Annotated in this window: 17 protein-coding genes; 7 read left to right on the forward strand and 10 right to left on the reverse strand. The window is 64.6% G+C overall.

Annotated elements, in window-relative coordinates; all coding sequences use genetic code 11:
* The first annotated feature begins 20 nt into the window (after positions 1–20).
* The gene (locus ABXJ56_RS09580) at positions 21–1,196 is read left to right on the forward strand and encodes a DUF4185 domain-containing protein (RefSeq protein ID WP_353999442.1); all 1,176 of its coding nucleotides are present in this window, start codon (positions 21–23) and stop codon (positions 1,194–1,196) included.
* A gap of 144 nt (positions 1,197–1,340) precedes the next feature.
* Complete coding sequence (locus tag ABXJ56_RS09585) at positions 1,341–2,207, forward strand: universal stress protein (RefSeq protein WP_353999443.1); 867 nt, start codon at positions 1,341–1,343, stop codon at positions 2,205–2,207.
* Positions 2,208–2,225: 18 nt separating this feature from the next.
* On the opposite strand, the gene ABXJ56_RS09590 is transcribed toward ABXJ56_RS09585, so the two are convergent.
* From ABXJ56_RS09590 to ABXJ56_RS09610, 5 genes are all read right to left on the reverse strand, one after another.
* Positions 2,226–4,238 carry an acyltransferase family protein gene (locus ABXJ56_RS09590; protein ID WP_353999444.1) on the reverse strand — a complete coding sequence of 671 codons (2,013 nt, stop codon included), beginning with the start codon at positions 4,236–4,238 and terminating at the stop codon, positions 2,226–2,228.
* A gap of 113 nt (positions 4,239–4,351) precedes the next feature.
* Complete coding sequence (locus ABXJ56_RS09595; protein ID WP_353999445.1) at positions 4,352–4,636, reverse strand: Dabb family protein; 285 nt, start codon at positions 4,634–4,636, stop codon at positions 4,352–4,354.
* Between the two features lie 24 nt (positions 4,637–4,660).
* The gene (locus ABXJ56_RS09600; RefSeq protein WP_353999446.1) at positions 4,661–5,644 is read right to left on the reverse strand and encodes a GDP-L-fucose synthase family protein; all 984 of its coding nucleotides are present in this window, start codon (positions 5,642–5,644) and stop codon (positions 4,661–4,663) included.
* On the reverse strand, positions 5,641–6,687 hold the full coding sequence (gene gmd / locus ABXJ56_RS09605; protein ID WP_353999447.1) for a GDP-mannose 4,6-dehydratase: 1,047 nt from the start codon (positions 6,685–6,687) through the stop codon (positions 5,641–5,643). The genes ABXJ56_RS09600 and gmd overlap by 4 nt, the downstream gene beginning before the upstream one ends.
* Before the next feature lie 24 nt (positions 6,688–6,711).
* Complete coding sequence (locus tag ABXJ56_RS09610) at positions 6,712–7,989, reverse strand: glycosyltransferase family 4 protein (protein WP_353999995.1); 1,278 nt, start codon at positions 7,987–7,989, stop codon at positions 6,712–6,714.
* A gap of 753 nt (positions 7,990–8,742) precedes the next feature.
* On the opposite strand from ABXJ56_RS09610, the gene ABXJ56_RS09615 reads away from it, so the two are divergent.
* The 5 genes from ABXJ56_RS09615 (at position 8,743) to ABXJ56_RS09635 (ending at position 14,665) form a co-directional block, all read left to right on the forward strand.
* The gene (locus tag ABXJ56_RS09615) at positions 8,743–9,885 is read left to right on the forward strand and encodes a glycosyltransferase (protein ID WP_353999448.1); all 1,143 of its coding nucleotides are present in this window, start codon (positions 8,743–8,745) and stop codon (positions 9,883–9,885) included.
* Positions 9,882–10,934, forward strand: coding sequence for a glycosyltransferase (locus ABXJ56_RS09620; protein ID WP_353999449.1), 1,053 nt, complete (start codon positions 9,882–9,884; stop codon positions 10,932–10,934). The genes ABXJ56_RS09615 and ABXJ56_RS09620 overlap by 4 nt, the downstream gene beginning before the upstream one ends.
* Positions 10,931–12,127: a lipopolysaccharide biosynthesis protein gene (locus ABXJ56_RS09625; protein WP_353999450.1), complete on the forward strand. Its 1,197-nt coding sequence runs from the start codon at positions 10,931–10,933 to the stop codon at positions 12,125–12,127. The genes ABXJ56_RS09620 and ABXJ56_RS09625 overlap by 4 nt, the downstream gene beginning before the upstream one ends.
* A gap of 2 nt (positions 12,128–12,129) precedes the next feature.
* On the forward strand, positions 12,130–13,200 hold the full coding sequence (locus ABXJ56_RS09630) for a hypothetical protein (protein ID WP_353999451.1): 1,071 nt from the start codon (positions 12,130–12,132) through the stop codon (positions 13,198–13,200).
* A gap of 247 nt (positions 13,201–13,447) precedes the next feature.
* Positions 13,448–14,665, forward strand: coding sequence for a hypothetical protein (locus tag ABXJ56_RS09635; protein WP_353999452.1), 1,218 nt, complete (start codon positions 13,448–13,450; stop codon positions 14,663–14,665).
* 708 nt (positions 14,666–15,373) lie between these two features.
* Here the strand turns inward: ABXJ56_RS09635 and ABXJ56_RS09640 are convergent.
* The 5 genes from ABXJ56_RS09640 to ABXJ56_RS09660 all read right to left on the reverse strand — a co-directional run bounded on the left by ABXJ56_RS09640 (position 15,374) and on the right by ABXJ56_RS09660 (position 22,539).
* Positions 15,374–17,068, reverse strand: coding sequence for a sugar transferase (locus ABXJ56_RS09640; protein WP_353999453.1), 1,695 nt, complete (start codon positions 17,066–17,068; stop codon positions 15,374–15,376).
* Positions 17,065–17,961, reverse strand: coding sequence for a hypothetical protein (locus tag ABXJ56_RS09645; protein WP_353999454.1), 897 nt, complete (start codon positions 17,959–17,961; stop codon positions 17,065–17,067). The genes ABXJ56_RS09640 and ABXJ56_RS09645 overlap by 4 nt, the downstream gene beginning before the upstream one ends.
* An 8-nt stretch (positions 17,962–17,969) precedes the next feature.
* Entirely contained in the window at positions 17,970–19,529 is a 1,560-nt protein-coding gene (locus tag ABXJ56_RS09650) for a polysaccharide biosynthesis tyrosine autokinase (protein WP_353999455.1), read from the reverse strand.
* A gap of 117 nt (positions 19,530–19,646) precedes the next feature.
* Complete coding sequence (locus ABXJ56_RS09655; RefSeq protein WP_353999456.1) at positions 19,647–21,482, reverse strand: glycoside hydrolase family 2 protein; 1,836 nt, start codon at positions 21,480–21,482, stop codon at positions 19,647–19,649.
* A gap of 37 nt (positions 21,483–21,519) precedes the next feature.
* Positions 21,520–22,539 carry a LacI family DNA-binding transcriptional regulator gene (locus tag ABXJ56_RS09660; RefSeq protein WP_353999457.1) on the reverse strand — a complete coding sequence of 340 codons (1,020 nt, stop codon included), beginning with the start codon at positions 22,537–22,539 and terminating at the stop codon, positions 21,520–21,522.
* Positions 22,540–22,604 lie beyond the last annotated feature (65 nt).

Genomic DNA, 22,604 nt, shown 5'->3' on the forward strand with positions numbered 1-22,604 from the left:
TTCGATGAGAGGAAAAGCACATGAACAACGACGTTCGAGGATGGCTTCGGGCGAGCACCATCACCGCCGCAACGGTGGCAGTGGCCGCGCTCATGGTTCCGGGGGCGGCGCACGCCTCGCCGGGCTCTCCCGCCCCCGGTGCGAAGGCGGGGGAGTGCTCGCTCGCCGGCGCCACGATCACCGCCGAGGTCAGCATCAACGATGCGCTCACCGAGCGCTTCGAGACGTACGCGAACACCGGTGGCGAGTGGACCGGGGCCGACAGCACGTACTCGCTGCCCCTCCCCGGCGGTGAGACGGGGTGGTTCTTCTCCGACACCTTCCTCGGTGAGGTGAATGATGACGGGTCTCGGCCCCTCGACTCCGTCTTCGTCAACAACTCGATCGTCGTCGACGACGGCGAGACTCTCCGCACCGTCACAGGGGGCACACCGGAGGCGCCCGAGAGCGTCATCCCGCCCACCGAGGACGGCAAGTGGCACTGGATCGGCGACCCGACCGCGGGCCGTCGAGGCACGGTGCACGTGCCCCTGCTGCAGTTCGAGAAGTTCGGTCCCGGCGGCTTCGACTTCGGCTGGACGGCGAACCGGCTCGCAATTCTCGACGAAGACACCCTCGAGTTGCAGAGCATCGAAGATCTGCCGTCCGCGACGGGGATCAACTGGGGTTCGTGGACCCAGGAGGCGGGCAACCGCACGCTCGTGTACGGCATCACCGACATCGACGGTGTGCGGTCGGCTTTCGTCGCCCGCACCTCGGGCACGCGCGGTCTCGACGGCATCTGGCGGTTCTGGGACGGTCAGCGGTGGTCGCCCCACGAGGCGGACGCTGCTCCGGTCGCGTCGTATGTCGCCAACGAGTTCAGTGTCGCGCCGTTCCGCGACGGGTGGCTGATGGTGACGCACGACACGACCTTCCCGTTCGACAGCCGCATCGTCGCGAAGGTGGCGTGTGAACCCACCGGACCGTTCGTCGATGCCGGCGAGCTGTACCGCACCCCTGAGACTGGCCCGTTCGGTTCGTACGGTGACGGCGACGTGTTCACCTACAACGCGCACGAGCACCCCGAGTTCCGCGAGGGCGACACTCTGCTCGTCACCTACAACGTCAACACCTTCGACAACGTGGGGGATGTCTACGACGACGCGAGCATCTACCGGCCGCGCTTCCTCGATGTGACCCTGACCGTGGACTGACGCGCTGGCGGAGGCCGATCAACCGCGGCGGCGCCGCTCCGACAATGCAGTCGGGGTGGCGCCGCGCTGTTTCACCATCTGCGCCCTCGCGGCTTTCCGAACCTGACCACACGGCCACCACCCCCGCCCCCTACGCTGGGCCTCATGACGGATTCCTCCGCACTCCCGACGGATGCCGCAGCACCGTCCTCCCCGCTCATCGTCGTCGGCGTGCGTCCCGACGGCCACCACTCCCACCCCGCCCTCGCCTGGGCCGCCGAGCGCGCCCGCGCGACCGGTGCCGACCTGAAGCTGGTGTCGGTGGTCGACCCGAAGGCGCATGCTCCGGAAAGCCGCGACGCGCACGCCATCGCACCCCTCGAGTCGCTCGCGCAGCCCCTCCGCGACGAGGGCCTCACCGTGACGGTCGAGGTGGCCGACGGAGCCCACGTCGACCGCGCCCTCCCCGATGCGGCAACGGATGCCGCGCTCCTCGTGATCGGCACCGACCACGTCCCGGGCGGTGACCGTGAGCGGGGGCACCTCAGCCGTCACCTCGTCGCGCACGCCCACTGTTCCGTCGCCGTCGTCCCCGACCTCGCCCCGGAGGGACGCTCCGGTGTCGTCGTCGGAGTCGACGGCTCCGACGTCTCCCACCGCGCCCTCGCCTTCGCCGCCGACGAGGCAACGCGACTCGGGGAACCGCTGACGATCGTGTCGACGTGGATGCCGGTGCCGACCTCCATGGACGTCACCATGGCCTACGACCCGATGCCCTACGACCTCCAGGCTCCGACTGAGGCCTTCGCGCAGACGATGGCCGAGGAGGCGCGCACGCGGTACCCGAACCTCGAGGTGCGTCTCCACGTCATCGAGGGAGACGCCGCCACCGAGATCACCGACGCCTCGACCTCCGCGCGACTGACGGTGGTCGGCACCCACGGCCGCAGCGGCCTCGCCCGCCTCTTCCTCGGCTCGACCAGCGCCGTGGTGCTCGAGAACGTCACCGCGGTCACGGTCGCTGTGCGCTAACGAAACCGCGCGCCGCTTTCAATTGAGGATTAGAGTCAACCGCTCGCCGAGGACCTCGCTGAGCTGTGCGCTGAACGTAGCCGTCAGATGGTGTGCATCCCGATACGCCAGTGTGTTGCCGACGATCGGCGAGCAAAGTTCCTCTGAGCAGATGTAGTCGTTGAGGTCTACGTAAGGAACACCAAGTTCCTGAGTTACGCGCTGCTCCTCTTCGCTCTCCGGCGAGCCTAGAGCCACGTCGCGAGGCGCCCCACACTCCTGGGCGCTGTGGAGGTTGGCCGATAGGCACACGGCAGGGGTGTTGCCGAGGTTCGGTGTGTCCGCGATGACGGCTACGGGGGAGCGGAGGCTGCCAATCGTCCCGCCGAGCGCTTGACCCCAGGTTGATGTGGTGCCGGCGTCCGCCAGCGATGCGTTCCCGGAGTTCGAGACCACAACAAGAGCGGGCTGGGTAGCGTTCAAGATCTCGATCGTCGAATCTCGCCACTGCGAGCACTCCGAATAAGGGGAGCCATTGCGCAGGACTGATGCCGAAACAGACGGGCAGGCGCTCTTGGTATAGCTCGCCACGGAATAGCCGTGTTCTTCCGCGAACGTGAGGAGTGCCGGAAACCACTGCGCCGCATGCGAATCACCAAAGAGAGCGATCTGCGGGGCGTTCTCGTCGCCGTATACACAGGCGCCCGATACCGTGTCGGTAAAGTTGAGGTGGCACCCGTCCTCGTACACCTGGGGTTGGTCCTTTGACACAGATCGAAGGGAGGGCGCGAGGTTCGACGGCACGAAGGTGGTGAAATTCGGGGGGCTAGTGACCTCAGCTGATGTCGCTGCATCGCCGGCATGTAGTGGCTTGCTCTCTGAGTAAAGGTGCGCGCCCGTGGCGGCGACGGCGACGAGCACCGAAGCCGCGCCGGCCGCAATGAGACTCCGTCGCGGACGTGCCGCTGCGAGCCAAGCAACGGTCCGTCCTGGCTCCTCGACATAGCGGAACAGCAACCATGCAACGGGGAAGCTGATGGCTCCGAGGATCAGCGTGGCCCACAGCGGGAGTGGGTTCTCGAATCCAACTGCCGCCTGCGGGATCTGCAGCAACGGCCAGTGAACGAGATACAGGGAGTAGGAGATCAGCCCAATGAACTGCATCCCACGAGTCGAGAGAATCGCCTGCGGGCTGAGTGGTGCGCGGCTATCCCCCGCTACGATCACTGCCGCCGTAGCGACTACGGGCACAACGGCCCAGTACCCCGGGAACAAGGTCTCGCTTGTGAACAGGAGCACAGACCCCGCCAGCGTGGCAATGCCCATCCACCCAGTGATGGCCGCGGTCCGACCCGTGAGAACTTGTGGCCGATAGGTGAGGATGAAAGCTGCGAGACCGCCCACGCCCAGTTCCCACGCGCGCGTGGGCAGCGCGAAGAACGCCCAGGGCTGTGATCGGAAGGTTAGGAGCACACAGGCAACAAAGGAGACGATGACCAAGCCGGAGATGAGCATGAACAGAAACTTCGGGCGCCTCACGAAGACGAACCCAAGCGACAGCACGAGCGGCCATGCGAGATAGAACTGTTCCTCGATGCCGAGGGACCAGTAGTGCTGGAACAATGACGGAGTCGTCTCGGCGAGATAGTTGGTTCCCTGAGCCGCGAAGAGCATGTTGGGGACGTAAAACGCTGTCGCGAGAGCGCCCTGCCAAACCTCACGCATCAGTAGCGGCGGGTACCAGATCAGCGCTGCGACGACCGAGAGGCTGAGCACAACGAAGGAGGCAGGCAGGATTCGCCGCGCACGTTTCGCGTAGAAGCTCGCAAAACGCACTCTTCCATCTCTGCGAAGACCCGTGAGCAGGTGGCTCGTGATGAGGAAACCTGAGATCACGAAAAAGATGTCGACGCCTACGTATCCGCCAGGAAGGAAGGGAACTCCCGCGTGGTACAAGACAACGGCGCCTACCGCAAGGGCGCGAAGGCCCTGAATGTCCGTCCGAAAACGCGACGTTGGGTCAGCAACGGCTGTCTCCTGATTCGTGAGCACCCGGTGATTGTATTGGTCGCTGATGTCGAGTCCGTTTCGTCTGTTCTGGGCTAGCCCACGCGTCGCGCGGGCGGGCCTCGGATGTCGGATGACCCGTCGACAACCACCAGGCCCTATTCCGCGATGTCGCCGATCCACCAGTCCGAGAACTTGGACATCATCGCCGCAACCTCTGCATGCCTCGGGTCCTCCCGGAACGCCTCAAACGCTTCCGGATTGATAAACGCCCCGTCTTCGATGATGACTCGCCCTTTGCGTACATCGAGCGATAGCTCGACTCGCCAGGAATGGATGCCGGCCAGAACGCCGAGTGACCGAAGCCGGTTGATGGCTTCGGTCACTCGGTCACCGTCGACATCGTCATGGACTCGGAAGAGCACGATGTGTCGATAGGTCACGCGCGTCTCCGCAGAACCGTGGGTCTACTGCCGCAGCGCGTCGGCGTGGTCGCGGTACCAGGCCACGGTCCGCTCCAGTCCCTCCTCGAGGGAGATCTGAGCGGTCCACCCCGCCTCAGCAAGCTGAGACACGTCGAGAAGCTTTTGCGGCGTTCCGTCGGGCTTGGTCGTGTCCCATTCGGTGTCACCCTCGAACCCGACCACCGTCGCAATCGTCTCGGCAATCTCGCGGATGGTGACGTCTGACCCGGTGCCGACGTTGACCTGTGCGGGGCCGTCGTAGTGTTCGAGGAGGTGCAGGCACGCATCGGCCATGTCGTCGGCGTGGAGGAACTCCCGCCGCGGTGTCCCCGTGCCCCAGTTCGTCACCGACGCCGCACCCGAGGAGGCTGCTTCGTCATACCGGCGGATCAGTGCTGGCAGGACGTGGGACCCCTTGGGGGAGAAGTTGTCGTTCGGCCCGTACAGGTTGGTGGGCATCGCGGAGATCCAGGGGAGCCCGTATTGGCGGCGGACGGCTTGGGTGTGAAGGATCCCGGCGATCTTCGCGATCGCGTACGCGTCGTTCGTCGGCTCGAGGTGACCCGTCAACAACGAGTCTTCGCGAATGGGTTGCTCGGCGAACTTCGGGTAGATACAGGACGACCCGAGGAACAGCACCCGCTCCACATCGTTCGCGACTGCCGCGTCCAGAACGTTCGTCTGGATGCGCATGTTGTCGCTGAGGAAGTCGACGGGGTAGGTGGAGTTCGCCAGGATGCCGCCCACTTTCGCCGCGGCCAGCACCACGTACTTCGGCTTGATCTCACCCATGTACGCGAACACCGCATCCCGGTCCTTCAAGTCGAGCTCCGCGGACGGCTTCCCGACGACCCGGTCGAACCCGGCCGATTCGAGGCGGCGAACGATCGCCGACCCGACGAGTCCCCGGTGACCGGCGACGTAGAAGGTGGCGTCCCGGTCGAGCTCCCCCGGGGTGTAATCCACACCGTCGCTGGCGGTGGTCATCGCGCCGCCACCGCGTCCGCGGTTCCCCACGACGCGAGCTTCACGGTGTCAATCCACTCCGGACCCTTCTCCAGGGCCTCGATGTCGGCATCGACCATGAGCTTCGCGAGTTCCTTCCCGTCAATGGTGGGAACCCATCCGAGCTTGTCCGCGGCCTTCGACGGGTCGCCGATGAGCGCGTCGACCTCGGTGGGACGCAGGTACCGCTCGTCGAACTTGACGTACTCCTGCCAGTCCAGACCGACGTGGCCGAAGGAGGTCTCCAGGAAGTCGCGGATCGTGTATCCGACACCGGTGCCGAGAACGAAGTCCTCAGGCTCGTCGACCTGCAGCATCCGCCACATGCCCTCGACGTACTCCGCCGCGTACCCCCAGTCGCGGATCGAGTCGAGGTTGCCGAGGTAGATGTCCTTCTGCACCCCCGCCTTGATTCGCGCGACCGCACGGGTGATCTTGCGGGTCACGAACGTCTCCCCACGACGCGGGGACTCGTGGTTGAACAGGATCCCGTTCACCGCGAACATGTCGTACGCCTCACGGTAGTTCTTCGTGATCCAGTACGAATACAGCTTTGCGACACCGTACGGGGAGCGGGGGTAGAACGGGGTCTCCTCGTTCTGCGGGGGCGGGGTCGCTCCATACAGCTCGGACGTGGAGGCCTGGTAGAAGCGGGTCTTGATTCCCGAGAGGCGGACGGCCTCGAGGAGACGGATCGTGCCGGTCCCGGTGGTGTCGGCGGTGTGCTCGGGCTCATCGAACGACACCCGCACATGCGACTGCGCGGCGAGGTTATACACCTCATCCGGGTTGATTTCACTCATCAGCGTCACCATGCGGGCGCCGTCGGAGAGGTCACCGTAGTGCAGGAAGAGCTTGGCGTCCGGCTCGTGCGGGTCGACGTACAGGTGATTGATCCGATGCGTGTTGAACGTCGAGGCCCGGCGGATGAGGCCATGGACCTCGTAGCCCTTCCTGAGGAGGAGTTCGGCGAGGTAGGAACCGTCCTGACCGGTGATTCCGGTGATGAGTGCGCGCTTGGCCAAGGGCCTGCTCCGTTTCTGTTGTACTCAGTTCGATGCCGTGGTGGAGACGGCGTCGGTGATGCGGTTCTTGCTGGGGATAAGACGCATCAACATCTGTGTGAAGTGATCGATTGCGGACTCTTCATCGAGCACGGTGGAGCGGTAGTGGCGGCCGTTGGCGCGGAAGCGTTGGGCTTGGTCCTCGTCGGAAGCGAGCGCGGTCACGGCCTCAAGCAAGGCGTGGGGTTGCCCCGCCGGCACGACGACTCCCGCATCGGCCGTGCGGATCTCATCTGCGGTGATGCCGGTCACGTCGGTCGCGGCAACGACGGGGCGCCCCGCCGAAAAATAGGAAGTGAGCTTGCTCGGAACCGCCATCTCGGCAACCCCCGGCAGTTCGTTGACCAGAAGGCAGTCCGCGCTGGCCAAGGCAGCTGCGAAGTCATCATCGTCGAGCGGCGCCATGAACTCGATCGTCGACAACCCGACGCTCTGAGCCTTCAGCGAGGCGAGTTCGGATCCCCCGCCGAGCATGACGAATCTGACGCGATCCCCGCGTTGCTCTGCGATGCGGGCGGCGTCGACCACGTTCCCGAGGCCCTGCTTCACGCCCATGTTGCCGGCGTGCAGGACGATCGTCTCTCCGTCCTGCCATCCGAACCGTGACCGAGCGTGGGCGACATCGACGTCGGGTGCCGGCGGGAGATGAGTCCAGTTGCGGATCACCTCGATGCGCTCACGCGGGATGTCGAAGTCCTGGGAGACGCGTGCAGCGAAGCGGTCGTGGATGACGACGACCGTGTCCGCACGTCGGAGCAGCGCCCCCTCGAGCGCCGCCATGACCTTCACGACGAGTCCACTCGCCTGGCCCGTCTCGGACAGTCCTAGCGTGTAGAGGTCCTGTACCCAGACGATGAGCGGTGTCTTGCGGTGAAGGAGCTTGGCCTTTACGGACGCGAGCCAGGACGACACGAGCGCCGGCGAAACAACGACGATGGCGTTCGGAGACCCCCATCTCTGGGCCAGAAGGCGTGCACCAAAGCTCGCTTCGGATGCCAGGCGTCGGATCCCCTTCGGCGGATTCGGGACGTAGTGCTTCAGCCGCGTGACGTCCACGCCGTCGAGATGTTCGTTCCGTGACCACTGCCCGTAACCTGGCTTTACTTTCCAGTCCGGATAATGAGGATGCGTCGTCAGGACGCGGGTGATGAAGCCTCGGCGGGCAAGTCCACGAGCCATGGCACCGGTGTACGGCGAGATGCCGGTCGGCTCAGGTGGGTAGTTCATGCCGAGCATCAGCACGTCGTCTGACGGGGGAGTCATAGCCACGAGGCTATCGTCCAAAGGATTTCGGTGTGGTTACGGGCAAGGGAAGGGTGCTGGTCAGTGCCGCCGCGCAGCCACGCCGAGCGTGGGTTGGCGCCGAGCCATCTAGTCTCGACGTGCCAGGCCAACATCCGGGTAGCGGGGTTCGGACCGAATGAGGAGCGATGAAATGAGTGAGTCCACACAATCGGACCGCGTGATTCCGTTGCGCAGTGTCCCTATACCCGACACCGGTTGGGGACGAAACCGACTCTGGATGGCCGCATGGCAGATCGCCGGAGCGCTGCTGGTGTCGAACTCCATGCAACCGAGTTCAGCTGTTCGCAGGTGGACTCTACGAGCGTTCGGCGCGAAGGTTGGCGATCGGGTGATTATCAGACCGAGAGTCAGGATCCGGTTTCCCTGGAACCTGACGGTTGGGCACGACTCCTGGATAGGAGAAGGCGTCTGGATATCAAACCGAAGTCCCGTCACCATCGGAAGAGACGCGGTGGTGTCGCAGGAAGCTTTTATCACGACGGGTAGCCACTCAGCTGCGCGAGATATGAGGACTGTCTCATCGCCCATCGTCATCGAGGACGGAGCTTGGGTTACCGCCAGGTGCATGGTTCTTGGGGGAAGTCATATTGGTAGATCTGCCGTAATTGAGCCGATGTCTGTTGTCAGAGGGCGGGTCGCCAATGGGTGTGTCTACGGCTCAGGACAACCAGCGGTCTATCGCCGTCATAGATTCGAAGGTGAGCACACCCGGTGAAGATCGCGATGATCGTCGCTCTAGTCACTCCAAATGGTGAATTCGGCGGGCCCACGACGGTAGCGATCAATCAAGCCGTGGCTTTGCAGAACCGCGGTCATGATGTCCACATCGTTGCGGGCCAGCGTGGATACGCTGAACCACCCGCAGAAATTCGCGGGGTGCCAGCACAGCTATTCAGGGTGTCACGAACCGTGGGCTCGCAGTCTTTCTCCTTCTTGCGTAGTGATGACCTTCGTGAATACCTGGTGCAAAATGGACAGTACTATGACGTGCAACATATACACATGGGGCGCGATCTCATCACTCTTGGCGCAGCGCTCCAGGCCCGAAGGCAACGGGCGCCTTACTTCCTGCAGACCCACGGCATGGTTAAGAAGAGTCGCCACCCGTTATCGCGGCCGCTGGATGCGCTCGTCACACGGAAGGTAGTGAACGATAGCCGTCGGGTCTTTTACCTCACGGACAACGAGAAGTCGGACATGGGGTGCCAGTTTCCCGCACTCGAATCGGACGGGAAGTTGCAACACCTGATCAATGGTGTGCCGTACATCGATCCCCACACGCTCGCCGCCGCGGGCGCGGGAGACGAGCGCGTGAAGGTGGTCTATTTCTCGAGGTTGCATCCTCGAAAAAGACCCGAGCTTATGCTCGACTTGGCGGCTCAGCTCGACGATGAGGGAGTGATCGCAGAGTTCGAGGTTCGGGGTCCAGACGGAGGGGAGTACGCACGGCTCAATGCTCGAGCCGGCCAGTTGATTGCTCGTGGACTGAATGTACGCGTAGGTGGTCCGATCGCCACCGATCAGGCAATCACATTTTTGAGCCAGCATGACATCTTCGTTCTACCCTCCGTAAACGAACCATTCCCAATGGCGGTCCTCGAGGCAATGTCGGCCGGCTTGGCGGTCGTGGTCACGGAGAGCTGCGGGTTGGCGCCTACACTGCGAGAGCACGGCGGTGGGCTAGTCGTTGGGCACGATTTCGCCTCTCTTAAGGCAGCGGTTGCGCGCCTGATCGAGGATGCGCCGTATCGTCGGTCGCTTCAGGAGCAAGCGGTCCGCGTAGTAGCGGAGATCTTCTCCATGGATGCCGTTGCGCGGCAGCTGGAAAAATCATACGAAGAGGTAGGCGCGTGAGTTCGGGCTACGCGTCGACGGTCTCGCTTGTAATGGCTTTCCGCAACTCAAGGGAGTTCTTGCGCGCGCTTCCTCGAAAGATCAACGTGATGAGCGGAAACATCGCTGAACTTATTCTCGTCGATGACAATTCAACTGACCTAGCGGCGGGTGAGCTGAGCGAAATCATTGGCCAAGTAGCTCCGCGAGTCAGGCTTATCAACATGGAAGGCATCGGCGCTGGCGTGGCTGCGGCCAGAAATGCAGGCGTTTCCGCGGCAAGTGCAGAGTACATCTGGTTTGCGGACATCGACGACGAGTGGGACCCCGGCATCGTGGACGTCATGCATTCCGAAGCGGTCGAGAGTAACGCCGACGTAGTGTTGTGCAACGCGCGCCGTGTTGATGTTGACGGCAAATGGATCGGGACCATCGCGGACGCAGACCATCACTCCGGTTCTACGGGGCAAGATCTGCTTCGAGCGATACTGGACGGAAGAGTACAGGGCCATTTGTGGAACAAGTTGTTCCGGCGGGATTTGCTTGGAGCGGAACCGTTTCCCGGTACCCGTGCTCACTCTGATCTCGGGGGTATCCTTGCGATTGCGGCGAGAGCCGAACGCGTGGTGTGCGTGACCGGAGTGTTGTACTCGTACGTTATGCGGTCGGGCTCCATACTTCACAGCAAGGACTATCGGTGGACAGACCTTGCCTTCTGTGCGAGCGCTGCTAGACGGGTTACCGCGGGAGAGGGGGCGATCGGCCACGATACGATCGACGGCTTCGTTCTCCGTTTCTGCACGATCCCACTGTTAAACGAGTGGTCTCGCCGAGCTGGCCACTTCGGGCGACCTAGTTCAGCGGAATTGCGCCAAATGCTGTACGAAATGGGCGGGGTTCGTGGCAAGCGTCTGCGGAGTCAATTCGCCCGACAGCCCAAGAGAGCCCTTCGGGCTTTGCTGGGGGTCATGTCTCCCGAAACTTACCGTCTGATTTACCTGACCGCAGCAAGATTTCGCCGGGAATCAGTGAGCATAGCGCCCGCGAGGCGTGCTGAGTCAGGCACATGAAAGCGGTAGTGACATACGGTGGCCTGATAGGTGGCCGGTTTGGGGCAGCGTTGCTACAGGCCCTGTCGATGGTCCTTCTGGCGCGGTGGGCAGGGCCTGCCGATTTTGGTCTCGCGGTCGCCGTGCAGAGTGTGATTCTCCTCGTATCGGCAATTGCTGGTATGGGACTTGGGCCGTATGTCACTCGCGAGCTTGCCGCCGGTCTCGCGGCAGACGAAGTGCGGCGAGTTGTGAGGCTGAACTCCCTCATTGGGGTGATCCTTGGGGCCGGGTTGCTCGCTGTCTTTCTTGCGCTCGCGCCGCTGGACCCACGGTTCTGGCTCATGGTCCCCTTTGCTCTCGGCGCAGTCGCGCAGCGCAACTCGGCCGTATGGCAGGGAATCACGTTGGCTCGAGGGCGGACACGTGTGTTCGGGCTGTCGCTGACGTTGCGGCGGGCGGTTCTCCTTGCTGTGTTTGTCCTCATGTATGCACTTGGAGTTAACCCCGTGCTCAGCTATGCAGTCGCGTACGTAGTCGCGGAAGCAGGCGTGAACGCGACGCTGAGAGCGATAACCCCAGTCGGCGGGTCCGCATCCAACGCTTCGATGTCTCGGTTGCTGACTCTCAGACTTGCGCGACCCTATTGGATCGAGACGATTGCCACGCAGCTACGCAATCAGGACGTCGCGGTGGTTGCATTCGCCGCCGGCCCCGGTGCTGCGGGTCTTTTCGCGGTACCCTCGAGAGTCAGTTCGCCCGCCACTATGGTCGGGTCTGCGGTATCTGCTGTTCTTCTCCCTAAGTTTGCTTCGCGGGGCTGGTCGTGGTTTCGCAGGGGGCTCCTTTTGCAGCTCGTTACGCTTGCCGCTACCGGCCTGGGTCTTGTTGTCATCGTCGCCCTTGCGGGTTGGCTTGTGCCGGTAATTGTCGGCGACGAGTACTTGGGCGCCGTTCAGCCTTTAAGGATCTATTGCGTGGGTGTCTTCTTCCTCACGTTCTCGATGATGGCAGGCGCCGCCATTCAAGGGCTCGGCTCGGCCCGAGTGGTTGGCCATGTGGCCGCCGTAGCGGCGACTCTGGTCCTCGGGTCAGTGGCGCTAGGAGCGATACTGGGGGCGGCCGTTGGGGCCGCGGTCGGCTACTCAGCGGCGTGCTTCCTCCAGGCCGTGGCTCTGGTGGTTCTGCTAGTGCGACTCAAAGCTAGGAGCTGAGTGTGACGAAACCCGTCTTCATCGCCGTTACTGGCCCCTTCCGCAACGTCGGGGATACGGTCATCAGGCGTCTGGGCCTCGAGTGGTGCCGTTCGGTGGGGCTCCCTCACGTGTATGTGGGAAGTGGCCGCGGTGCGTGGCTCGAAGACCTTGAGTTGGATCCATCCGACGTGGTCTTCACGAGCTCTCGGGTATGGCTGAAGGCATTAGTTCGGGCTTTACCTAGTCGGCCTGTCCTAGTTGTGGAGCCGGGCGAATTCTCCCTGACCCGTCCCTTTTATCCATGGGCGGGTGCACACGCGTTGCTCGCCGTCTTGGTGCGTCTGTTCGGAGGGCGCGTCATCCAGTTGCCGAGAGCGCTCGCGAGGAGTGACCGCAGCGGACGCGCGCTGTACCGGGCCTTTACCCACACCGCGAACTTGACGTTGTGGCGCCGAGACATCCCAACGAAGGCTCGCACAGCGGTTAGGTCGCCAGATATCGCCTTCTCCGAGATCCCGGACACTGATGACGACCCCTCTGCGCGCGACACGATCGTTGTTTCAGTTAGGGGGGATCGAGAGGCTCCGTCGATCGAGGCGCTCGGCGTTCTCCGAGCCGACGCGGCGGTGAACGGATGCCGCCTGGTGTTTCTCGCGCAGGTGGAGGCGGACAACGATTGGGCTCGAGAGGGCGCATCCGCCATGGCCTGCGAGTCGTCCGTCTGGGATGCTGATGTGTCATCACCGACTCACGAGAGCCATGTTCGGGAGATCTATCGTCGGAGCAAGGCCGTACTCAGCGATCGGCTTCATGTGCTAGTCATGGCCGCCGCAGAAGGAGCGCTACCGGTCGCGTATTCTCGGGTGCGGGCTGACAAAGCCGTTGCGCACTTTGCAGCCGCGGGTGTCGATGTTTCCGCCTACGGGGACGAGGATGTGCTGGGCAGCCAGCAACCGGTGAGCGATGCTCTCAGGCAAAGTATGAGGGTTCGTGCAGAACTAAAGCAGGCAGGCATCCGCGCTAGATCTGCCTTGGAAACAGCTCGGCTGCATGCAGGCGGCTCGTCCTCGCGCTTCAAACTGCGCGGTTGACAGCATGAGGCAAACAAGTAGACGATCTGCTGAGGGGCGAGCACGCCGGTCGACGAGCGTGCCCAAGCCTGACTTACTGCTTGGCACATTCACCCTGATCACCCTTGCGGGGCTAGTTCCCCTCGTAGTCGTAGCGAACACATCCTCGCCTGAGACGACCGCTTGGAGATGGGTCCTGCTGCCGCTAGCCATTTCGGCTATGCGGTTCTCGTGGGTAGTCGGCTCACGAAGCCGCCACCTATTCGAGATGGCGACTTGGCTCTTCTACTACGTCTTCCTCGGGCTGGCGCCACTAGTTCAACTTCGCCAACAGATCGATCCTGGTACGACGCCAAATCTCTATCATCAGTTTGATGTTCACGCCGTGTGGATCATATTGGTGAGCCAGTTTGCACTCATTATAGGTAGTGCTCTCGCCCGGCGTCATGACTTTACTCGGAGCGAAGTCGAGCCATTGAGAGCTATCAGTCCCGAGCGCACACAGGCATATCTTCTAGTCTTGCTCATGGGTGCGTCCGCGTACGTCGCTGTAGTCGGCCTCAGCAGCTTGTTCAGTAGTCGCACCGATCGAGCCGGCGCGTCAGCGGCGGTTCTCGGCGACGACTCTACGCGGGTGGTAATCACCGCGTTTGTGACCATGGGATTGCTGGTCGCAGTTGTTGCCCATCTATACTCCCGGCATCAAGCAGGGGTGAGGTTTGGTCTCTTCCGCTGGCTATTGGCCGTTATCGGTACGCTGTTGCTGTTGATCATCGTCAACCCGGTGGGCGCGCCACGCTATGTCTTTGGAACCGTTTTGTTGGGGCTGCTTGGCGGCTGGCTTTGGAAGACAAGGCGGCGGTACAGAATGGCATCGCTGTCGGCAGTTGGTGCGCTCGTACTGGTGTTTCCCCTCCTGGACACGTTCCGCCGGACCACGGATACGGTGCTCGAGGTTCAGGGCCCGCTTTCATCACTTGCAGAAGCTGATTTCGACGGATTTGGACAGATCCTGAACACTGTTTGGTGGGTCGAAACCAACGGGATCTCGTGGGGCAACCAGCTTCTAGGTGTGCTTCTGTTTTGGGTACCCAGGTCGTTATGGGAGGCAAAACCTCAAGGCACTGGGAGTTTACTTGCCGACGCTCGAGGGTACTCTTTCGATAATCTTTCGGCGCCTCTGCCCGCCGAGCTGTATATCAACGGATCGTGGCTCGCAGTCGTCGTGGGCATGATTCTGCTTGGATTCCTCATGCGGCGCGCCGATCAGCACAACGACGGTGAGATTGACAGAAGCGGCGCGCCCACAGTCCTGGGAGCTATTCTCCCCTTCTATATGATCCTCTTGCTCCGCGGATCCCTCATCCAGGCGGCTGCCACCCTTGCTGTGATTCTGTTCAGTTGGTTTGTGTGCTCGAAGCCCACCGGCCGGCAGATGGATAGGTTGGCGGCCAGCGGTCTGGTCGAGGGCTCGCGGGATCGATGACGAAGACGCGCGGTCGAACGTGAAGCGCTCTGGGTCTGATTCAGAGTTGCGCTGTCTAGTTCCCACGAGCTGATGGCGGCCGGTTTGGGCGGCGCGAAGCGCGCTCGATCTCGACGCGCGAGCCCTCGCCGAGGTGGCCGTGGAGACGCTGCGCTCACTTGAGGGACCGTCGCGAGCGCAAGGCTCTCGACCGTCCACAGTCCTACCGCGGGCCGTTGCCGGCTTGAGTCCGCCGCCCGGACCCGACTTGTCCGTCGTGCATCCTCGATGCCCGCCGCGTACAACAGCCGGCCCGTCTGAGGACGACCAACGTCCGATCCCGCTGTCCGCGACGGTTGCAAATGAGTCGAAGCGACGGAGCAGGTCCCTTGACGGTTGTGATGAGGGCTCTTGGATGTCGTTGGGTCGTGTTCCGAAGGGGGCCGGGTCGCAGGTCGAAGCCGTTGGCGCGGGAGCGGTCAACGGAGGTGGCTTCCGAGGGTTGCTAGATGTCCGCGATAGCGCAGGAAGGTGTCGGCTGGTCCGCCGCGAACTCGGGAAGCACGGCACAGTCGGCCGGCGCGGGGATAGCAGGCCAAGGTCGTGCCACGCGTGGGCCGCTCATCGTTCGTGTCTTCTAGACTCGAGTCCGTTCGGTGGTATTCACTGTCCGTCTCGGTCTTGGTGTTCCCGAATCCCAATCGGCATCAAAGTGATTAATGAGCGCGGCTAGTGAGCAGTGTCTCCAGGGGCGAGCGCGGCCCGCGCGGTCTTGGTCAAAATGACAACGTCCCCGAGCATGGTCCAGTTCTCCACGTAGGAGAGATCAAGTCGCACGGTTTCTTCCCATGACAGCGAAGATCTCCCGCTCACCTGCCATAGCCCAGTGATTCCGGGCTTAACGAGGAATCGTCGGTGAACGTGACTGGCATACTGTTCAACCTCCCTCGGCAGCGGCGGGCGGGGACCCACCAAAGACATAGAGCCACCCAGGACATTGAATAGCTGAGGAAGCTCGTCGAGGCTATACCGTCGCATTATGCGACCGATCGGCGTCACCCGCGGGTCGTCCTTCATCTTGAAGAGGATCTCGTTCCCCGAGTCAATGCCTTGCGCAGCTCGCTGACGGTGCATCTGTTCCAGGAGCTCCTCCGCATTCGGCACCATCGAGCGGAACTTCAGCATGGTGAACTCTTTGCCACCGCGGCCGATGCGCGTCTGCCGGAACAGCACGGGACCCTCGGACGAAAGCCGAATGCTGATCGCCAGGAAGGCCAGCAACGGGCTCAGGAGGATCACCCCGACAAAGGTCGCTGAGCAGTCCAACATTCGCTTCAGGAACAGCTGACCCTTACTGAACCGCGGTGTCTCGACGTGAATCAGAGGGAGACCGGCGACTGGTCTCGTGTGGAGGCGTGGGCCGGCTACGTCAATGATGCTCGGCGCGAGGACGAGGTGCTGGCGACCAGCCTGGAGGCCCCACGAGATCTGCTTCACCTTGTCCGGCGGAAGCTCATCGGTGCTGGTTACCGCCACGGTGTCGGCGCCCGTGAGCTCCATCGCCCGCTCGACCGCGTTGACGCTCCCCATCATGGGGATGCTCGTCCCGGGGACCACGTCTCCCACGGCGCCGCTCGGGGTGCAGGCGCCGACGACTGTATAGCCGGCACGCGGGGCGCGCTGGAGTTCGCGCGCGACCTGGGTCACCGAGTCGACGGATCCGACCAGGATCATGCGCGCGGAGTAGTTCCCGCGCATGCGCTGCGCGATGAGCCACTGGCGCCAGAGCCACCGGGTGAGAAGCAGCGCGACGATGCCGAGGGGGAGCGCGATGAGCAGGTATCCACGAGCCACATCGACCCGGGTGAGGAAGGCGATGATCGCGATCGCGCCGAACAGCCGCAGGCTCGAATCAACGACGCGGACGTACTCGGCGTTACCCGTGCCCACGGTGCGATAGCTCCGTGAGTCGACGAGTGCCAGCACCCACATCCAGGCGAGGACTAGGCCACCGGAGAACAACCAATAGGAGAACTCGGTGATGCGAGAATCGGCGCGGATGGCGACTTCGACGTTGCCGAAGCCGAACCACAGCAGTTGCGACCCGTATACGGCCCACGCAAGGACGAACAGGTCGCTGAACCAGAGGATGCGGCTGTAGTTGCGGCGCCAGCCGGCGGCGTCACCGCGCGCGCTGACGGGCGGTGCGGCGGTAACCGGTGCAGGAATCGAATCTTCGCTCGTGTTGCTCGAAGCGGTCGTTGCTTCGGCGACGCGTGTGTCAGACGTCAACTGCACCTGCCTTTCTGGCTCCCAGCCTTCGTGCAGGTTACTACGGGCGCTGTTACCGCTCTGTTGCGTGACGGCGTCGGTTACGCGACGTTCCCCACTGTTCACTTCCCCGATGCCCCCCGGCTCGCTCATGGCGCTGCAACCTCGCTCACGGTTTCGTCCGACCACGCTCGTACTGCCTCGCCGTCACGCGTGAGCGCCAGCGGCGCGGACGGATCGGCCTCGGGCAGGCAACCCACCAGCGCCGTGGTGTCGGCGACCTCGGTGATCGCGACGCCGGGGCACGCGGTATCCGTGTGCGCGATGAGGAGCGACGGCGGTGTGGCAGCGAGCGCGGTCGCCCCCGCGACCTCGATCGGCTGCCAGGCACCGTCGATCCAGCGGTGGGCGGTGCCGTCGCAGATCAGCGCGACGACGTCGCCGCTCGCGCGGAGTCCGGTCGGGTTGGCGCACGGCGCCTCGGTCGTCTGTCCGCCACCGATGTGGACGACGATGGGGTCGAGCGGGTCGATGTAGCGGATCGCGGGGAGGACGTCGGGGTACGAGTCCCAGTAGGTGCCCTGTGTGTAGGTGCGGAGCGCCTGCGTCTCGCACGCCTCGCCCATCGCCGCGACCATCTCGGCCTCCGTGCCGGCGAGCGGGTCGAGGCTCGCGATCTGGCCGATGGCCCGGTAGCGGGGAGTGACGTCGATCCAGCTGGCACCGGCATCCGTCGAGCGCTCGACGAGCGGCTCGGTGGTACCGCAGGATCCGGCGGTCGCGCGCCACCAGACGCCGTCACCGATCGCGAGGAAGCGCTCCTCCGAGCGGGCGATCGCCTCGGCGGTCTGTGTCACTTCGGGTGTCGGCTCGGTCGTCTCGACGCCGAGGTCGAACGTCGGGGCAGGCTCCGCCGAGAGGTCGGAGAGGTCGGGATTCGCATGCTGGTAGGCCGCGACCGCGAGTACGCCGACACCGACCGCGAGGACGCCCGTCAGCGCGATGGCAAGCCATCGCGCTGACGAGGGAGTAGCTGGGGAGTGCACGCCGTCGGTCAGGAGCGTTCGGAACGCAGCGCCGGTGTCGGCGGGGAGGCGTCCGTCATCTGCGGGGGAGTGTCACCGAAGCCGAGCTCCGCGGCCATGGCGGCGTCGTTCTGCACCGGCGCGGCGTCCTGCTGTCCGCGACGGGACTGCTTGGGGCCCTTCGCGGGCTTCGGCGCCTTGGCGGCCTTGGCCTTCTTCGCGGGCTCCTGCATGTAGCCGTATCCGTAGCCATACCCGTAGCCGTAGGCGTACGAGTCGGGACCGCGGGTGGGGACCATCGACATGACGAGACCGGCGACCTTGGCGTCCACCGTCTCGAGGGCATCGATCGCGCCGCCGAGCTGATGGCGGGTCGGGCGGCCGGACGAGACGACGAGGATCGCGCCGCTGGTCGCCTTGGCGAGGATGGCGGCATCCGTCACGGGGAGAAGCGGGGGAGCATCGCAGATGACGACGTCGAAGTCGCGCTCGAGCACCTCGAGCAGCGTGTGCATCTGCGGCGAACCGAGCAGCTCGCTCGGGTTCGGCGGGATCTTGCCCGCGGGGAGGACGAAGAGGCTGCGCTTGCCCCACGGGAGCATGACGTCGCCCACGCGGGTGCGGCCGATCAGCACATCAGTGAGGCCGGCCCCGCCCTCGATGCCGAGGTACTCGGCGACCTTGGGCTTGCGGAGGTCGGTGTCGAGCAGGGCGACCTTCTTGCCGGCATCCGCCAGGGCGATGGCGAGGTTGATCGCGGTGGTCGACTTGCCCTCACTGGGGAGGCTGGATGTGACGACGAACGACGCGCGGCCACCCATGTCGAGGAACTGAAGGTTGGTGCGGAGCGCGCGGAACGACTCGGCCCGGGGGCTGAGGGGGTCGGCGTGCACGATGAGCGGGCGTTCCTTCGCCTTCGGGTCGTATGCGATCGCGCCGATCATCGGGCGGTCGGTGACCAGCTCGACGTCGCGGGGCGAGCGGACCTTGGTGTCGAGCACCGCGCGGAGCACGGCCACACCGACACCGAGGGCGAGACCCACGAGGGCGCCGAGCGCGATGTTCAGCGGAACGTTCGGGCTCGAGGGGCTGAGCGGCGGAATCGCATCCTTCACCCGCGTGAGGCGGACGGGGCTCGTGTCGGTGCCGTTGGGCGTCTCGATGGCCTCGACCGCGGAGGTGAGGCTCGCCGCGAGGGCGTTGGCGACGTTGGCGGCGAGGATCGGGTCGGAGTTCTCGACCGTGATCGCGATGAGCGTCGTGTTCAGCGGGCTGTTGGCCGAGACCATGCCCGCGAGCTGGTCGGCGGTGACGCCGAGACCGAGCTCGGCGATGACCGGGTTCATCACGATCGGAGTCGAGACGAGGTTCGTGTACGTCGTCACGCGCGCCTGCGTGAAGCTCGACCCCTGCTGCAGATCCTGGATCGTGTTACCGGCCTGCGACGACACGAAGACCGTGCTCTGGGCCTCGTACATGGGCGTCCTGGTGAGGGAGTAACCGGCTGCCGCGCCGACGCCGAGAACGGTCGCCAGAACGATGATCAGCCAGTTCTTTCGCAGGATGCGGATGTAATCCGTGAGCTCCATGCCCACCTCTCGTGTTGCGTCTGTGGTCACAGCCCCAGTCCGCACATCATGTCACAGCTCATGTTTCGCTCAGGAGTCGCGCACGTAGCAGGAGAGGAAACGGCGGGTGGGGCGGGTTCACGCAGGCGTCGACGTCCCGAGGACGATCGAGCGGATCACCTCGACCGGGAGCTTGGGGGAGCGGTGCTCATCGGTCAGGCCGTTCGCTTCCTGCAACGTGTCGGTGAGCTGGGTGTAGCAGTAGCCGCCGAGCACCGCACTGGCCTGCAGCGCGCCGAACACCCCACGTAGACGTGACTCGAAGTCCTCGGCGGACTCGGCCACCGCGTACCCCCACGTCTCGATCTCGGCGTTCGGCGCGTAGGTCACGCCGCCGAACTCGCTGACCACGACCGGCGCACTCGAGAGGCCCGGGGTCTGCTCCCCATCGAGGAGCTGCATGCGCCGACCCGCGGGGCCGACGCCGGCCACGGTGGCCGCCACCGCGCCGGCATCCCGATACGACTCGGTGAGAACCGCGGGGTCGTTCTCGTAGTCGTGCACTGTGAGCAGCGCGGAGTCCGCATGTTCCCACCCGTCGTTCGAGATCACCGGACGGGTGCTGTCGAGCGCGCGGGTGAGGTGGAAGAGCGCGCGCACGAAGTCCAGCTGGCGCGGGTCATGCGCCACCTGCTGGACCCCCCAGCTCTCGTTGATGGGAACCCATGCGACCACCGACGGGTGCGACCTGTCGCGGGAGATGGCCTCCGTCCACTCGCGGCTGAGGCGCGCCACCGAGGTCGGCGAGAACCGGTAGGCGCTCGGGAGCTCCTCCCACACCATCAGGCCGAGACGGTCCGCCCAATAGAGGAAGCGCGGATCCTCGATCTTCTGATGCACCCGAGCCGTGGTGAATCCGAGCTCCTTGATGAGCTCGACTTCGGCGCGCAGGGCGTCTGCGCTCGGTGCGGCGAGGTGCGACTGCGGCCAATACCCCTGTTCGAGCACGGCGATGACCGGGCGCGGGCGATCGTTCAGCAGGAGGCGGCCGGCGTCGACCGCGACGCTTCGGATGCCCAGATACGACGTCACCGTGTCGACGTCCACGTCATCGATGCGCAGTCCGATCACCGCATCGATGAGACGCGGGTGCTCGGGCGACCAGAGCAGCTCTTCGTAGCCCTGGCCGTTGGTCAGAGCGGGCAGAGGAATGACGATGCGCTCGCGCGGCTCGGACACTGTCCGGCTGACCCGCGCCAGTCGCGCCCCGTCCCGCCAGAGGTCGACCGAGACCTCGGTGGCGGGCGCGGTGGGGCGTCCGCTCAGCTCGACGTCGAGGAGCACGGCGCCGGAGGCCAGGTCCGTCTCCCATGAGAGGTGCGAGACGTGCAGGCGCGGAACGGCTTCCAGCCACACCGACTGCCAGATCCCGGTGGTCCGGTGGTACCAGATGACGTGCGGGTCCGGCAGCCAGTCCTGCTTGCCCCGAGGCTGCTCGAGGTCATCGGGATCGTCCTCGGCGCGGACCACGACATCGAACGGGCCCCGCTCGGCGAGCGCGGAGGCGTCGACCGTGAACGGGGTGTGGCCACCCTCATGGGTGCCGAGGAGACGTCCGTCGGCCCACACGGATGCGCGGTAGTCGACCGCGCCGAAGTGGAGGAGGAAGCTCATGCCCGAAGACCAGCCCGCCGCGGCGATGTCCTCGGCGGTGATCCGCCGCCGGTACCAGACCACCGGGTGGTGGGCGGTGTCTCCGATACCGGAGAGCTCCGACTCGGGCGGGAACGGCACGGTGATCGTGCGGCCGAGTGTGTGACTGGGTTCGGCCCAGCCGTCGTGCATGCCCACATTCGCATCGTCGTGCGCGAACTGCCACGGGCCGTCGAGGCTGCGCCACTGCGGGCGGACCAGCTGGGGTCGCGGGTAGGTGCCGTCTTGGCGGCTTGCTCGGGGGAAGACGTCGTCGGCCATGGGACACATCATGACCGATCTTTTCAGCGCTGTAAAGTCAGCCGGTCTCGACGGGAGGGGTGCTCTCCCGCACGGAGATGCTGTGCGGCACGACCCGGTGGCGGCCGATACCGGCGAACCCCTCGATCCTCTCCTTCAGCAGCCCCAGCGCCGTGCGCGCGAGTGCCCGTTTGTCTGGTGCCACCGAGGTCAGCGTGGGTGAGCTGTAGCCCGCGAGGTGGGTGTCGTCCCAACCCACGACCGCGACGTCGTCGGGAACCGATCGGCCCGCCGCGGCCAGGGACTTCAGCGCGCCGATGGCGAACTTGTCGTCGCGGCAGAGCACGGCGTCGAAGTGGATGCCGCTCTCGATCGCCTGCGTCAGGGCGTCTCGGCTGTCCTCGATCGAGAAGCCCGCGACCGGGAGGACGAGGGTGGGATCAGGGGTGATGCCGCTGGCGATCAGCTGCTCCTGGTAGCCGAGCAGACGCTGACCGGTCGATCCGGTGATGTCGTCGCGCACCGTTCCGAGGAAGGCGATCCGCCGCCGGCCGCTCTGGAGGAGAAGGGCCACGCCGTCGGCCGCAGCCGCCACGTTGTCGATCATCACGTGGTCGCTGGTGACGGGCATCGCGGACTCGCCGAGCAGGACGACGGGGACATCCGGCGCCAGGCGGGCGATCTCCATCGTCCCCATCTGAACGGGGTGGAAGATCACGCCGTCGACCAGTCCCGCCTCGCGGTCGTGCAGCACGGCGCGCTCGGCGTCGGCCTCGCCCAGGGTCTGCTCGAAGATGACGCGGAGCCCGAGGCCCTTGGCCTCCTCGGCGATCGAGCGGGACAGCTCGGAGAAGTAGGGGTGATCGATCTCGGGCATCGCGAGAGCGATCATCCCGGTCCGGCCCGTCGCCAGGCGACGGGCGGTGAGGTTCGGGCGATAGCCGAGCTCGTCGATCGCCGCCTGCACCCGCGCGCGCAGCGGCGGCGCGACGTGCGGGTAGTCGTGAATGACGTTGGAGACGGTCTTCATCGACACGCCCGCCCGTTCGGCGACGTCGACGAGGCGCACTCGAGGCATGGAGGCCTCCTTCCGGGGACATCTTATGTCCGCCTATTTTGCTCGGTCACTGGCGCGGACGTTTA

It is taken from the genome of Microbacterium aurantiacum (assembly GCF_040532595.1).
Lineage (GTDB): Bacteria > Actinomycetota > Actinomycetes > Actinomycetales > Microbacteriaceae > Microbacterium > Microbacterium chocolatum_B.